This is a genomic window from Methylobacterium sp. WL12, from assembly GCF_008039475.1.
Classification (GTDB): Bacteria; Pseudomonadota; Alphaproteobacteria; order Rhizobiales; family Beijerinckiaceae; genus Methylobacterium; species Methylobacterium cerastii.
Genome location: NZ_VRUW01000105.1, coordinates 1 through 13,588, shown reverse-complemented (window position 1 = coordinate 13,588; position 13,588 = coordinate 1). Strand labels below are relative to the sequence as shown.

Annotated in this window: 14 protein-coding genes and 2 pseudogenes; 15 read left to right on the top strand and 1 reads right to left on the bottom strand. The window is 60.2% G+C overall.

The genetic code is table 11. From position 1 onward, the window contains the following. The 14 genes and pseudogenes from FV226_RS28385 to FV226_RS24260 form a co-directional block, all read left to right on the top strand. On the top strand, positions 1-226 hold a 226-nt coding region (locus FV226_RS28385), incomplete at its 5' end, for a hypothetical protein (protein ID WP_210246544.1). Between the two features lie 954 nt (positions 227-1,180). Further along, positions 1,181-1,477: pseudogene (locus FV226_RS24320) on the top strand (transposase); the annotation flags it as partial. 389 nt (positions 1,478-1,866) lie between these two features. Then, positions 1,867-2,211, top strand: coding sequence for an Arm DNA-binding domain-containing protein (locus FV226_RS24315; RefSeq protein ID WP_147764931.1), 345 nt, complete (start codon positions 1,867-1,869; stop codon positions 2,209-2,211). A gap of 93 nt (positions 2,212-2,304) precedes the next feature. Continuing rightward, positions 2,305-3,114 (top strand): site-specific integrase, encoded by an 810-nt coding sequence (locus FV226_RS24310; RefSeq protein ID WP_147764930.1) that lies wholly within the window; start codon positions 2,305-2,307, stop codon positions 3,112-3,114. Next, on the top strand, positions 3,111-3,764 hold the full coding sequence (locus FV226_RS24305; RefSeq protein WP_147764929.1) for a hypothetical protein: 654 nt from the start codon (positions 3,111-3,113) through the stop codon (positions 3,762-3,764). Before FV226_RS24310 ends, FV226_RS24305 begins: the two co-directional genes overlap by 4 nt. Before the next feature lie 110 nt (positions 3,765-3,874). After that, complete coding sequence (locus FV226_RS24300) at positions 3,875-4,090, top strand: hypothetical protein (RefSeq protein WP_147764928.1); 216 nt, start codon at positions 3,875-3,877, stop codon at positions 4,088-4,090. Between the two features lie 200 nt (positions 4,091-4,290). Continuing rightward, complete coding sequence (locus FV226_RS24295) at positions 4,291-4,554, top strand: hypothetical protein (RefSeq protein ID WP_147764927.1); 264 nt, start codon at positions 4,291-4,293, stop codon at positions 4,552-4,554. Positions 4,555-4,558: 4 nt separating this feature from the next. Further along, positions 4,559-4,909, top strand: a complete 351-nt coding sequence (locus FV226_RS24290) for a hypothetical protein (protein ID WP_147764926.1) — start codon at positions 4,559-4,561, stop codon at positions 4,907-4,909. Next, entirely contained in the window at positions 4,909-6,111 is a 1,203-nt protein-coding gene (locus FV226_RS24285; protein ID WP_147764932.1) for an AAA family ATPase, read from the top strand. The genes FV226_RS24290 and FV226_RS24285 overlap by 1 nt, the downstream gene beginning before the upstream one ends. Before the next feature lie 379 nt (positions 6,112-6,490). Next, a complete protein-coding gene (locus FV226_RS24280; RefSeq protein WP_147764925.1) occupies positions 6,491-6,703 on the top strand; it encodes a hypothetical protein in 213 nt (70 codons plus the stop codon). Between the two features lie 373 nt (positions 6,704-7,076). Further along, a complete protein-coding gene (locus FV226_RS24275; protein ID WP_147764924.1) occupies positions 7,077-7,526 on the top strand; it encodes a hypothetical protein in 450 nt (149 codons plus the stop codon). Then, a complete protein-coding gene (locus FV226_RS24270) occupies positions 7,526-7,813 on the top strand; it encodes a hypothetical protein (RefSeq protein ID WP_147764923.1) in 288 nt (95 codons plus the stop codon). The genes FV226_RS24275 and FV226_RS24270 overlap by 1 nt, the downstream gene beginning before the upstream one ends. Before the next feature lie 10 nt (positions 7,814-7,823). Continuing rightward, the gene (locus tag FV226_RS24265; RefSeq protein ID WP_187278841.1) at positions 7,824-9,332 is read left to right on the top strand and encodes a terminase family protein; all 1,509 of its coding nucleotides are present in this window, start codon (positions 7,824-7,826) and stop codon (positions 9,330-9,332) included. Positions 9,333-9,343: 11 nt separating this feature from the next. Beyond that, a complete protein-coding gene (locus FV226_RS24260; protein ID WP_147764921.1) occupies positions 9,344-10,057 on the top strand; it encodes a hypothetical protein in 714 nt (237 codons plus the stop codon). Positions 10,058-10,168: 111 nt separating this feature from the next. Here FV226_RS24260 and FV226_RS24255 read toward each other — a convergent pair. Then, a pseudogene (locus FV226_RS24255) lies at positions 10,169-11,287 on the bottom strand (IS630 family transposase). Positions 11,288-11,492: 205 nt separating this feature from the next. Here FV226_RS24255 and FV226_RS24250 point away from each other — a divergent pair. Further along, positions 11,493-13,007 carry a DUF4214 domain-containing protein gene (locus FV226_RS24250; RefSeq protein WP_147764920.1) on the top strand — a complete coding sequence of 505 codons (1,515 nt, stop codon included), beginning with the start codon at positions 11,493-11,495 and terminating at the stop codon, positions 13,005-13,007. The last annotated feature ends 581 nt before the right edge of the window (positions 13,008-13,588 follow it).

Below are 13,588 nucleotides of genomic sequence, written 5' to 3'. Positions count from 1 at the left end.
TCGTCGGGCGCTGCATCCGCAGCACCAACTCGATCAGCTCCTCGCGGCTCAGCCGCTCAAGATCGCTTCGGCCCATCCTACGAGAGAATCAGCGAAACCCAACCCGCGCAAGGGGGTGGGTAATTACAAATTAACCCTTAAATATTCTATGGCATACTTAACGCCATTGATTACTCGATCAAAACCTTCCCTAACCAATGAGCCTTTGAGACTCATCAGTGCTTGAGGCGAAGCGTCGCCCGTTAACACTGCTGCACAGCAGCGAAGCAACAGGTCGGTGTCTCCCCCGACGTCGGCAAACCCGAACGGCTTCAGCTCTTCTGTCAAATCAGCAAATTGGTCTTGTAATTGGAATTCTTCGCTCCACGTCCAAGCCGATAATAATTGCAGTGTATCTAGTTCTATTCCTTGTCTATTAACTCGTTCGAATATAATAGCTACAGTGGCCTTGTCCTCAGTCTTAGACGTTTGAACCGGAATTTTTGTTTCTTTGAAAACTTCTTGTATTTTGTCTATCTTAGCGGTTGTAAGGTCATCGAAATCTTTGGTCGCTGCTCTATAAGCTGTTGTATCAAAAAAAGTAGAAAGTGGGAAATGTTTTTCAGGATTAACATTTTCCTCCTTTAGCGCAACGAATTGACTTTCTTGGACATCTTCATCTGCGGATAGATCAAAGTAAATTTTAAGCCACTGGTACTTATCAGAAATTTTCAGTTCGGTTTGAAAAACTCCAAAAATTGAAGTTATTCTTTGCTGTCCATCCAGAACTTAATCTACCGGATAGTCCTCCTTCGGATCAGGCAAAGAGAACGGTCCGAGATTTCTGTCGTATTTTAAAATTTCTCTAGTTCTCCAAAACAACAGAGATCCAAAAGGATATTTTTTGTGAATACTATCCATTAGATACGCAACACGTTCTGGCTCCCAAACGAATCCTCTCTGGAATGCTGGTATTCTTATTTGACCGCGTCCGACTTGCTCTAATATCTCTCTAATACTTAGATCTTCCACTGATTGTCCCCCTTTTTCAGTTTGATCGTTGACATAGAACAGACTGGAATAAGTAAAATGTCAAATTGCTGAGAACCCGGTTCATAACGGGCTGAACGGCTTGGATTCTGGGTGAGCGGCGGGCATCGCGGGCCTTGGGAGAGTGTCTGACGCTCACCCAGGAACCCCAATGTGGACGCCCACCGCCCGCGCCGTCTTCGACGGCATCCTGTACGTGCTGCGGACAGGATGCGCGTGGCGGCATCTGCCGCTGGACTTCCCGCCGTGGAGCACGGTGCATCGCTGGTTCTTGCGTCTCTCGCAGACAGGCGTGTTCGAACGCCTCGCCCATGGCCTCACGATGGCCGACCGCGAGCGCGTCGGACGCGGGGCAAGCCCGACCGGCTGCGTCGTCGATGCGCAAGCCGCCCGCTCGGGTGGCTTCGGGGTGGCCGGCAAGCGCGGTTACGATCCGGCCCGGCGGGTCCGACATGCCGGCGGCTTCGAGACATCGACCGTGTCTGTTGGCAGCCCATCGACCGTGTCTGTTGGCAGCCCGAGGCGCGAAGCGCCTTTCGCCGACCCAGCTTACAGATGCTTACTGTGAAGATGTTTTCGTAAGCACTAACGTGCGATTTTTGCCGCTAAGTGCTTGATGGAAATGGCGCGCCCGAAAGGATTCGAACCTCTGACCCCCAGATTCGTAGTCTGGTCGAGTGGGATAACACTTCCGCACGATAGGGAACGCGGCTCGATCCACAAGGCACTGTCATCGCTTGGCTTTTGCGCCAGAACGCGCCACATTCGCTAACAGTTGGGTACGGTCCTTAACGGCCGATTCGTGATACCCAAGTGTTACCCGGAGGGCGAAGTCTGGTGGTCGCAAAGGTCCTGACCATGCAGAGCGTAGAACGTCACAAAGCACTGCCCACACGTCGCGCTGAGATCCCCGACGCCGCCCTCCCAGGCTTCTACCTCGTCGTCCAGCCGAGCGGCGCGAAGTCTTGGGCCGTGCGGTATCGTCTCGGGGGACAGACGCGGAAGCTCACGATAGGCTCCTATCCGCTGTTCGACCTATTGGCCGCCCGCGCCGCTGCGCGCGAGGCGTTGCAGATGGTTGCTCTGGGCCGCGATCCGATCCTGGCGAGGAAGGCGACCATCGAGGCAGCGCAGGCGGCCGAGCGCGACACGGTGCGAGCCGTCGCTGCCCTATACGTCTAACGACACCTCAAACCTAACGGGAAGCCGCGCTATGCCGCCGAGGCCGAGGCGCTACTTCGCAACCACGTCGTTGCGAGATGGGGCGACCGGCGGATGAGCGAGGTCTCCCGACGGGATGCAATCGCTCTCACCGACGCGCTCACCGATGCCGGCATGGGCGTGGGCGCCAATCGAGTGTTCTCGGCCGCGCGGGCTTTGTTCAACTTTGCGCTCGAGCGAGAGATCATCGAGACGACCCCGTTCCTGCGACTAAAGCCCCCTTTGGCCGAGACCAGCCGCGATCGTGTGCTGACGGATGCCGAGGTGCGCCTTGTGTGGCTGGCCGCGGACCGCATCGGCTACCCATTCGGCCCATTCGTTCAGCTTCTCCTCCTCACTGCCCAGCGCCGTGATGAGGTAGCTCGCATGACGTTGAGCGAGATAGGGGAGGGCGACCTATGGCTGCTCCCAGCACCAAGAACCAAGAACAGCCGCGAGCACCTTGTGCCGCTGTCGCCGGTTGCGCGCTCGATCCTTGACGGATTGCCCCGCATCTCAGGCCGCCCCGGCTACGTGCTGACCACGGACGGTACCACTGCCGCGTCGAACTTCGCGAAGAATAAAGCGAAGCTCGACGGCGCCATGCTCTCGATCGCCCGTGCGGATGCCGCGGCGGCCGGTCGCGATCCTGATGGGGTGGAGCTGAAGCCCTGGCGGCTGCACGATCTACGCCGCACCGCCAGCACCGGCATGGCGAAGGGCGGGGTTCCGATCCACGTCGTCGAGGCGGTGCTCAATCACGCCTCTGGGACCGTCAGCGGCGTTGCCGCGATCTACAACCGCTACCAGTACCTCGCTGAGAAACGAACGGCTTTAGAAAGTTGGGCGGGGCATGTGTCTGCTCTTGCCGCAGAAAGCCTATGATGCGCGAACTGCCGGTTCTTTTATCCGACGGAACAGTGGATCCTGCTGCGGCAGGGATCATTCAAGCCTGCATGCTGTATCCAGACGATACGGCAAGCATCGAGGATTATATCTCTGTTTTCCGAATGCGATTGAATCGCAACTTTCGTAAATCAAAGCAGGGCGAGCTCAATATAAATGAATGGAGAAGTGCTCAGCTTGGCGGAGAAATGGCTGGCACGGTAGTACTAAAGATCGCGCAGTTTCATCGACATATGCCATCAGAACGAGTGCTTATTAACAAGGGAATTCACTTAGTTTTCAAAGAGACTGAAGAGACAGGGGCGCCAATTGCTAAAAAACACATGACAATTCTTGGGTATTGGTCAAAATATAAAGATGTATCTCACATTTGGGCTGGAATAGGACTAGCGCAAGCATTTGAGGCAAAAATCACAGGATCTAATGCATCGGATATTTCGCCCGATATCAAAATGGCTGCCGAATTTGCTGAGCAGATTGCCGACTTGGTTGCCCCTCTTCTGAAGGGCTGGTCGCCGTGGCGGTTTCCAAAAGCTTTTCCACGGGAATCAATCGACTTTCAATTGCCCGAACCCAACGACGACGACATCCGCTGGCTTCGCACCTATCGTGCGGCGCAGCCAAAGTGACGGAAGGCGAACTAGTTGGTTTTGAAAAGAACTAGTCTCTTCTGAAACCAACTAATTGTCCGGTTTCCCGGGATAATGATGGTCAGCGTGTTCCAACAAGGAGCCACGCAATGCCTTCGCATACCCAAAAATCCAGCGACGACCTTCTGCCGGCGACACCGGTCCGCGCTCGCTACGGCGTGTCGGACATGACGATCTTTCGGTGGCTGGCTGATCCGAAGCTCGGCTTCCCGAAGCCGATCCGCATCAACAACCGCCGCTACTGGCGCCTCGCCGACCTGCAGGCCTTCGAAGCCCGGCAGTCCACCAAGATGGAGGCCGCGTAGCGCATGCTGAAAACAGATGAGGGACGCGGCGCCTGCAAGCGCTCACGTCCCTCGGAAGCTGTCTCTCGCCAGATCGACAGCTCCGAAATAGCACCGGCACCCATCGTCGTCCATCACCTCTCTCGCCGCCTAGGCTGCGGCGTCGAGGTCGCGGCCGTCGTCGCACAGCTCGCCGGGCTCGGCCCACGGGAGGCGCTGCGATGATCCCGCTCGCCAACCAGTGGGGTCCCTTTCATCCGCGGCTCGACCCCAGCGAGCGCTTGCTTCGGTTGCGGACCCTCCACGTCATCGCTCGCCTGCTGTGCGGACACCGCGCCGAGACGTTGATCGACGCGCTTAGCGAGGCCGAGGCCACCGAGACCGCGCTTCCGACTGCCCTCGCGGCTGTCGACCGGCTCGACGCGCTCGACCGCCGGAAGATCCTCGGGACCTACGCCGCAATCACGAAACGTCGGGGGGCCTAGCGCAATGAGCGACGCTGATCTCCCCCCGATCGGGGCGAACACCTCCTCGACCACGGCGACCCTCCACCGCGACGCGATCGCAGACGCCGCATACCGCGCCAGCATCTACGCCGCGCATGCCGTCGAGTACGCGCAGCTCGGCGACGATCGCGGGCTCAACCGCTCGCTGCGCCTGCTGGCTATTTGCGCCTCGCACGCGGCCAACGGACTGCCCGGCTTGGCCGAGGCGGTCGAGACTGATCGGCTGTGGCGTGATTCGATGCGCCGAGCCGCTCCGCCCAAGCGCACTCTCACCGAACACGCCCAGGCGGAGCGCGCGGACAGCGCGACCGGCGGCGGGGAAGGTCGACCGTGATGGAGAACGTGGAGTTCGCGCCGTTCGAGCCCGACCACGCCGATGCTGCAGCGGGTGCGAGCGACGCGCGGGCCACGATCCGCGCGACGCCGTACCGTTGGCGGGACCCGGCGAGCATCCCGCCGCGGGAATGGCTGTACAGTCGGCACCTGATCCGCCGATTCCTGTCGACGACGGTCGCGCCCGGCGCAGTCGGCAAGTCGAGCCTCGTGCTGGTCGAGGCGATCGCGATGGCGACGGGGCGTCCGCTGCTCGGCGTGACGCCACCCGGCCGCCTCCGCGTCTGGTACGTCGCCCTGGAGGATCCGCTCGAGGAGATCGAGCGCCGGGGCGCGGCGATCTGCCTGCGTTACGGGATCGAGAAAGCCGAGCTGGAGGGTCGGCTGTTCCTCGACAGCGGCCGGACGTCGGAGATCGTGATCGCCACCACGACGAAGGATGGGGCCAAGGTCGCCGAGCCGGTAGTCGAGGGTTTAGTCGCAACCATCACGGCCAACCAGATCGACGTGGTGACGGTCGATCCTTTCGTGTCGTCGCACAGGGTCAGCGAGAACGACAACGCCGCGATCGACCTCGTGGCGAAGGCGTGGAACCGGATCGCCGAGACCGGCCGGGCTGCGATCGAGCTCGTGCACCACGTCCGGAAGGGCCAGGGCGGTGGCGCCGAGTTCACCGTCGAGGACGGGCGCGGCGCCGGTGCACTGCTCGCTGCGGCCCGTTCGGCCCGCGTGCTCAACCCCATGTCGAAGGACCAGGCCGAGCGCGCCAACCTCGCCTCGCACCGCGGCTACTTCCGGGCGGACAACGGCAAGGCCAACCTCGCGCCGCCGCCGGATCGCAGCGAATGGTTCAAGCTCGCGTCGGTCGAGCTGGGCAACGGGCCGGGCGGCGGGGATCACGTCGCGGTGGTCGAGCCATGGCAGTGGCCGGACCTGCTCGAGGGTGTGACCGTCGACGACCTGCGGAAGGCTCAACGAGCGGTCGCAGCCGGCCGGTGGCGGGAGAACGCACAGGCGAAGGACTGGGCGGGCATCGCCATCGCCGAAGCGCTCGGGATCGAACTGGACGTTGCGGGCAAGGCTCGTGTGAAGGCGATGCTGCGGACGTGGATCGGGACGGGCATGTTCGTGGTGGTTGAGGCCATGGATTCGATGAGGCGTCCGCGCAGCTTCGTGGAGGTCGGTGAAGCGGCTTCCGACTGACGGCAATTTGCTCCACCTCGCCACACCCCTTCCGACCCGGGCGTTTGCTCTGCTCCACCTGCTCCACCCTAAAGGGTGGTGGAGCAAGTGGAGCAGTGGAGCACCCGCCGCCCTACGCTCCACCTGCTCAACGTTGCTCCGCTCAACCTTTCACGGTGGAGCAAGATCTGAGGGGGGTCGGTGGAATGGGGGCAGGAACCGTCGCGAGCCTCGTTTGTGCCATCCTTAAAAACGCGCGCACGAGACGCTCCGACACGCTCGAACCAGCCCACTCGGCGGTGGCATCGAAACACCGAGAGCCGGCGGCCTCCCCAGCCTTACAGAGGCGCGGCCGGCACCCTTCGACCATTCGGATGCCTCTTGCTAGAGCCAGACCCCGATGACCGAACCTGCCCCGCCATGGAAGCCGATGGCGACCGCGCCGCACGATCGCCCCATCACCATCCAGGCCGAGCGGTGGGTCGCCTTCTACGAGACGATGCGGGTCGAGACCTTCGCAGGCTGCCGGTGGTCCGAGGGCGGGAGCGTGCGGAACCCGGTGCCGTATTGGCGGCGCCTGCCACCCGGGTGGTCGCCGATCGGGTGGCTCTGAACTGTTGGGGAAGCGCACACCGTTTTCCCGCCGTTAGATTTGCCGACACATTTTTCCGACACGAAACCTGCTGATTGAAGCCGTTCCGGAGCCGGGATTGCCAGCGTCGGATAAACGACCGGTTTCCCGACGATCTGAAGCCATGCAGGCCAAGCACTGCTTGCGGACAGCCGAGCGGGCGCCAGCTCACCCGACCTGCGGCATGAGGCGTATCCGAAGGATGCCCGAACAATAACGAACATATACGAACATAACTGAACACTAAGATGCATAAATGCGCTGTAAACCGTGCGAAATACCTGTTTAAGAGATGTTGTTTTTGGTTTAAGCTTTCGCCAACGCCACTCGTTGGCTGTCGCGATGGAAATTGATCTTGGCTCGCCCCCGAAAGACCCTGCCTGAGGGCGGGCTGGACGTTATCAAAAGTGCCGCAGCAAACGGCGTGCGCGAGATCGACCTGGCTCGGGCGCTCGGCGTCAGCTTCAAGACGTGGCGTCGTATCCGCGAGGAAGACCCGGCGGCCAACGAAGCTTGGGTCGAGGCGCGCGCTGTCGAAGAGGGCGAACTCGTCGGCCTGCTGATGCGCGAGGCCCGCGGCGTGCCAGCCGAGTTCGACGAGAACGGCAAGCAGGTCCGCGCCGAGCGCCCGCCGTACCCCGCGGCGGCGATGTTCCTGCTCAAGACCCGCCATGCGTACCGCGACAACGGCCCCGCTGATGGCGCCGCCGATACCGGCCCGCGCATCGTCATCAACCTGCCCGGGCCGATGTCCCGCGACGAGTGGTCGAAGTCCCTCACCATCCAGCACGAGGACCAGCCCTGATGTCCCTGACCTTGCAACAGGCCGAGGACGCCGCGAAGGCGTCTCAGGTTGCCTTCGAGACCGCGAGCGCGAACCTCGACAAGGCCCGCACAGCGGCCCGCCAGGACGGCCCGCGCCCGTTTGGCACGGTGATGACCGTCGCGGACGCGAAGGCCGCCTACGACGCCGCCCTGGCCACCCGTGACGCCGACCGTCGAGCAGTCACGGATGCCGCCGCTTCGGCAGATCGTCCGCTGGACGCGATGGCCGACCTCGCCGCGCACCACAACCGCCCCCAGAGCCGGTAGGCAGCCTTCGGTGGCAGGTACCGCGCTCCCCACGCCTTCGGCGTCGGCCCTCGACTGGACCGAATTCCAGACGCGCGTCCTCAGCGTGCCGCAGGAATGGGACCTGTTCATCGGCGGCGGGCGCGGCGGCGGAAAGACCTTCGGCCTCGCCGGGCTGATCCTGCGCCACATTGAGGAACACGGCGCTGCAGCCCGCGTCCTGTTCGTTCGCCGTAACTTCACCGGCATGCAGGACTTCGAGGCGACGTGCCGTCAGGTGTTCGGCTTGGCCTACCAAGGGGGCGCCTCCTACAACGGATCGTCGCACCTATGGACGTTCCCAAGTGGCGCCACGTTGCAGCTCGACCAGTACGAGGGCGACCAAGACTTCTACAAGTACCAAGGCAAGTCTTTCACGATGATCGCGGTCGACGAGGCGGGGCAGTACTCCGATCCCGCGATGCTCGACATGCTCCGGTCTTGTCTGCGCGCACCGGCTCCGATCCTTCCTCGTTTCGTTGTGGTGGCGAACCCCGGCGGTCCCGGCCACGGCTGGCTCTCGCGGCGTCACGTCAACAAGGCGACTCCCTGGCACCCCTACCTGGAGAAGACGAGCGGCCGGACCTTCGTGAACTGCCCCTCGACCTACCACGACAACCCGAACCTCGATCGCGAGGCCTACGCCAAGCAGCTCGACGCAGCGACGAGCCTGGACCCCGATCTCGGCAAGGCATGGAAGTTCGGCGACTGGAGCATCGGACGGGGCGCGTACTTCTCCAGCGTCCTCGACGAGCAGCGGGTGATGATCGATGGCTGGGCACTGCCCTCGGACCGTCGCGAGCGCGACGCCGATGAGGTTCCCCCCGGCTTCGTCCGTGTCGGCCCGAAATCGATCAAGCTCACCGATCAGAAGCTCGCCTATCTCGGCCGGCTCAGTGGGCAAGGCTTCAAGTTCTTCCTTGCGCACGACTACGGCTCGACCTCGCCGAGCGTCACCTACGTCTGCGCGGAGAGCCCCGGCGCCGTGGGTGCCGACGGTCGGTTCTACGCCCGCGGCTCGATCCTGCTGCTCGACGAGCTCGCGACCGTCGAGCCGAACACGCTCAACAAGGGGCTCGGCTACACGATCCCGCACCTATGCGAGGCGATCACCGACCTAGCGAAGCGCTGGAACATCCCTGCCAAGGGCGTCGGCGATGACAGCATGTTCTCGTTCGGAGGGTCCGCGAAAGGCTCCTACGCCGACGAGTTCCGATCGAACGGCGTCAGCCTTCAGCCAGCGCGCAAGGGGCGCCGGAAGCCCGGCTGGGCGCTGATGCGGACCATGCTGCAGGACGCCGGCAAGCCCGATCGGGCGGGCCTCTACGTCGCGCGGCGGTGCGAATACTGGTGGCTGACGGTCCCCAGTCTCGGCCGCGATCCGCGCGATTTCGATGACGTCGACAGCCGCGGGCCCGACCACGCGGCCGACGCCTGCCGCTACGCCCTGACCCGTGGAAACTTCGAAGTCAGAAGCAGCGCCATCAGTGGCCTGTACTGAAAGGAACCATCATGCCCATCGAGAAAACCTCAGTCGAGATGCGACTTCACCCCGGCCGGTGGCCGGAAAAGCTCGATCCCCAAGGGTCAAACGGTGAGATCGACTTCCACAAAGCCCTGAACGACGCCCGGACGCTGTTCGCAGCCTTCGAGGCGCTTGGCGAGACGATCGCCAACGACCCCGGCCTCTCGATGGCCGGACGACGCGCGAAGCTTCAGGCCTTCGTGGACGATCGCGGCACCACCCTGGTCGGCCACCTGCCGAAGATCGAGGAGAAGGTCGCCGCGATGGTCGCCGCCCGCCGGAAGCTGATGGATGACCAGCAGGCAGCGCCACCTGTCGAGGCGCCGGATATCGCCATGATGCAGGAGATCCGCGCCTGGCTCCGGAGCCTTCCGGAGGGCGAGCGGGCGCTTGCGGTGCGGCGCGCGATCGAGGGCGGGGATCACTCGGCGCTGCGGGCAGTCCTGACCGCGCCCGCCTACCTGACGGAGGTTGACCCGCCGACCCTGGAAGCAATCCGCGACGTCGCGTTCGCAAGGGCGGACCCGGAGCGCGCCGAACGGATGCGGGTCTTCCCGCAAGCCGCGCAGCTGGCCCGGAACGCCTGCGAGGGCGTGTTGGAATTCATGGGCGACACCATCGCGTGCCAGGTCGAGATGGCGGCGCCCGTCACCATTCCGAACCATCCGAGCTACGTCCCCGGCCTTCAGCGCCGCGCATGACGAGCGGGCTGCGCGTCGGCCTGCCTCGACGGGATCGGCAGCGGTCAGTGGAAGCACAGCCTGCTCGCCCTCGTCGGCGGCCTAGTGCAGCGTCATACCAACTCTCATTGATCAACACTCATTGTCCCAACGGCGCAGTCCGATAGAAATGATGCGCCAGGGCTGGGCGATGAGCTTGTTCCAGGCTTCGCAGCAGTGATCGAGGATGTCGGCGTAGGATTGGAAGATCCGGTTGCCGAGCCAGTTGTCGCACGAGGCCCTGCCACAGGTCCTTTCTTCAGCCCGTCGAAGGATCGACCGGGTTGAGCTCAGGTGAGCGCGCCGGCAGGAGCAATCGGGTGATGTTGCTCAGCACGAGCAGTTTCCGGGTGGTGTGCCAGCCGGCCTGGTCGAGCAGGAGCACGGCGTGGGCCCGCGGAGCGATGGTCGTGGCGATCTTTTTGCGATGATGGGCTATCGCTGACGTGGTGCAGCGGGGCATGATCAAGCCTGCGCCGACGCCCCGGGCCGGGCAGATGGCCCCGAAGATGTAGGCCGAGGCCGCGTGCTAGTCCTTCGGAGCCGAGGGTCGCGTTCCGCGCTTTGCCCAGCGGCGGGTCAGGGTGTTCTTCTGACCGACACGGGCCTCGTCGCAGAACCAGACCTCTACCGGCTTGCCGCCGGCAGCCTACGCGATCTCCGCCAAACGGTCGGGGAAGTCTTTTTAAAAACAGCCGCGGCGCCTGGATCCTGGGCGTGATGGCGCGGGCGGGCGGAGAGCTTAGCGTAGCCCATGGCCCGCAAGACCCGGCTCAAGGTCTGCTCGGAGACCGACACGCCGTGATCCTCGGGCAGGATCTGGGCCAGATCGCACAACCGCCAGCGCACCACACCGTCTGCGGCCGGCGTCGGTGCCTGGTCGACCAGCGCCTTGAGGACATCGTGCTGGTCGGCGTTCAGGCGCGGACGGGCCCCAGGGGCCTTGCCGTCGATCAGGCCGTCCGGTCCATCGGCGTTGAAGGCCACGACCCAGTCGCGCACCGACTGCAACCCGACCCCGCCGATCTCGGCCCCCTCCAAGCGCGAGCCACCCGCGGCAATCACTGACAGCGCCAACAGGCGGCGGGTCTGCGCTTGATCGTGCGAACCCTTGGCCAGACCGCGCAACGCCCCGGCATCGAAGTCCAATAGCAGCGGCACCGGAGCAGCCATCGCATCCCCCTCAGGCTTCAAAACCAAGGACAGAATCACGACTCAGATCCTCATGCTACCCCGCGTGGGTCCTACTCAGCGAGGCTTGGTATCAGCCACAGAAGCCCTGGAAACCGCGCGAACCCGAATCAGACAAAACCTAAATCGCGCTGAGGGACAATATAGTACGTTTCATATATTGACTGAATTTGCATTTTTGATGAGATTGGATGCTTCATAAAAGCGTCACTGTGGATCTCAGAAAATGACCAAGACTCTTTTTGCCGAAGTGAATTTCGTATCCCTCATCCAAAAAAAACCAAATGATTATGGCACAAAGCTCCAAGTCAACGGCGAAACGGTTCGGGATAAGTATAGTCTTGAAGCTGGATTTGGTGATCCTGGTGAGATTAGTAGTTACGATAATTTTGATTATGCAGAATTTCAAATTACAGGGATTTACACAAGCTATCAAGGATCAAAACAGGAGTCATACGATATAGAACGCCCAAATGGAGCTACGACAAAGACTAATTATTATAAGTACAGCTCTTTTACGGTCCCGGATAATTTCGTTATCCCAGCAAATCTATCGAAAAACTATAGTACAATCGATGATGTTAAAAGTAAGGGCCTCAACCTAGATGGGACATGGTCTTTTGATTGGAAATCCTCGGCAGTAGAGACTGCACAACTTCTGAAGGCTTCTGCTATATCAACGGGGATTGAAGAAGTAACTGGTTATCTAGCAGATAAGATATTTCCAACATATAGCACAGCGATCAAGAATGTATTCAATTCTGCTGCTGTTGTTTTTGAAATTCAGAAAGATGGAACAGCTCTTGTCTCCGATGCAATCACAAATTTTCAAAATTATGACCCGGCCAGATTTAATTTAAATACAACATCATATTTACTTTCTACGAATGGTGCTTTAAATTCAAAACTGCTTGAGCAGGCAGGAATGACAAGCGACTTAGCTCTTTCTCTTGTACAAGGCACTTATGGTGCAACCGCTATAACAATTAAGCACTTTGTGCCTGGCGACACTAAATCTGGAACCATAGAGATTGGATATTCACGAGATTTGTCTACCAATTATGATACTAGCTCTCACGTTTGGATTGGCAGTACTGGGAGCGATTATCACGTTGGCAGCGTTCAAAGAGACCTTATGGGCGGAGGTCCTGGCAATGATACTTTCGATGCCGGGCCTGGCAACGATCTCCTTGCCGGTGGCGAAGGCTTAGATGTATCCCGCTTGCTTGGTCAGAGAAGCGAATATGTAATTTCAAAATCGAATTTAACTACTATCGTTCAGGATTTGGCTCCAGTCCGGAACGGTACAGACACGTTGATCGATGTTGAGCGCCTCCAGTTTTCAGACGGGACTTTGGCCTTTGATCTCGAAGGAGATGCTGGTCAAACATATCGACTTTATCAAGCTGCTTTTGACCGTACTCCAGATCTAAAAGGACTATCGCACAATATAAAACTAAACGATAGTGAATTATCTCTCAAGCAAATTGGTCAGGCTTTCTTAGTTTCCGCCGAGTTCCAGACTTTATATGGATCAAATTCGACCGACGAGCAGTTCATTCGTGCCCTTTATAATAACGTTCTTGGTCGCGATCTAGAAGCAGCAGGGTACGCAGGTTGGCAGCAATTAATGTCGAATGGGTCATACGACAGGGGAGATGTCCTAATCGGATTTTCGGAGAGTATCGAAAATAAAGCGCTTGTAGCTCCTGCAATACAAGATGGAATTTGGATACTTTAGCTTATTCGTATTAGTAAAATCGGTTCACAGTCAGGACAATAGCTAAGCTGTTAGATAAGCTGCAAGTATTGCGAGCATTGGATGAAGTTCTTGACGCTTACCCAAAAGTACCGATGATGACGCCCGCGCCAAGCTTGAGCGCGGGTGCCTGCGTATGCCGCTTACTGAGAGATGCCGAACGGGCGGTGCTTGTGCTACTATAACCTGCGTCGTCCATCTATGTAGGACGGTGATAAAACCATCCATTAGAGCATCGGCTGCGTGCTGATGCGGGCGGGGTAAAAGCTGGCCAGTGGAGAAGTTTCTCTTTCGGGGGAGCAGGATGGTTGCCGTGGAAAACTACGCGGCCGTTCAGCAGGTCGTTTTCATCGACGGCCACTCTCGTCGCGAGGCAGCCCGGGTATTTGGGCTCAATTGCGAGACGATTGCCAAAATGTGCCGGTTCTCGCTACCGCTAGGAGCCCGTCCGAGTAACGAGTTTACGCGGTGGGATGAGGTTGGAAGTGTGGGCAGACGTGGGCGTCGGCTTTGGGCTCAGTGACTGGCCTTGGCCAGCTTGAGGAGGTTGTGGGCGGTGCAGA

Coding starts and splice junctions, on each gene's coding strand:
- FV226_RS24300 (WP_147764928.1), top strand. CDS start 3,875: ATGCCTTCGCATACCCAAAAATCCAGCGACGACCTTCTGCCGGCGACA.
- FV226_RS24270 (WP_147764923.1), top strand. CDS start 7,526: ATGTCCCTGACCTTGCAACAGGCCGAGGACGCCGCGAAGGCGTCTCAG.
- FV226_RS24310 (WP_147764930.1), top strand. CDS start 2,305: ATGAGCGAGGTCTCCCGACGGGATGCAATCGCTCTCACCGACGCGCTC.
- FV226_RS24260 (WP_147764921.1), top strand. CDS start 9,344: ATGCCCATCGAGAAAACCTCAGTCGAGATGCGACTTCACCCCGGCCGG.
- FV226_RS24305 (WP_147764929.1), top strand. CDS start 3,111: ATGATGCGCGAACTGCCGGTTCTTTTATCCGACGGAACAGTGGATCCT.
- FV226_RS24280 (WP_147764925.1), top strand. CDS start 6,491: ATGACCGAACCTGCCCCGCCATGGAAGCCGATGGCGACCGCGCCGCAC.
- FV226_RS24290 (WP_147764926.1), top strand. CDS start 4,559: ATGAGCGACGCTGATCTCCCCCCGATCGGGGCGAACACCTCCTCGACC.
- FV226_RS24295 (WP_147764927.1), top strand. CDS start 4,291: ATGATCCCGCTCGCCAACCAGTGGGGTCCCTTTCATCCGCGGCTCGAC.
- FV226_RS24285 (WP_147764932.1), top strand. CDS start 4,909: ATGGAGAACGTGGAGTTCGCGCCGTTCGAGCCCGACCACGCCGATGCT.
- FV226_RS24250 (WP_147764920.1), top strand. CDS start 11,493: ATGACCAAGACTCTTTTTGCCGAAGTGAATTTCGTATCCCTCATCCAA.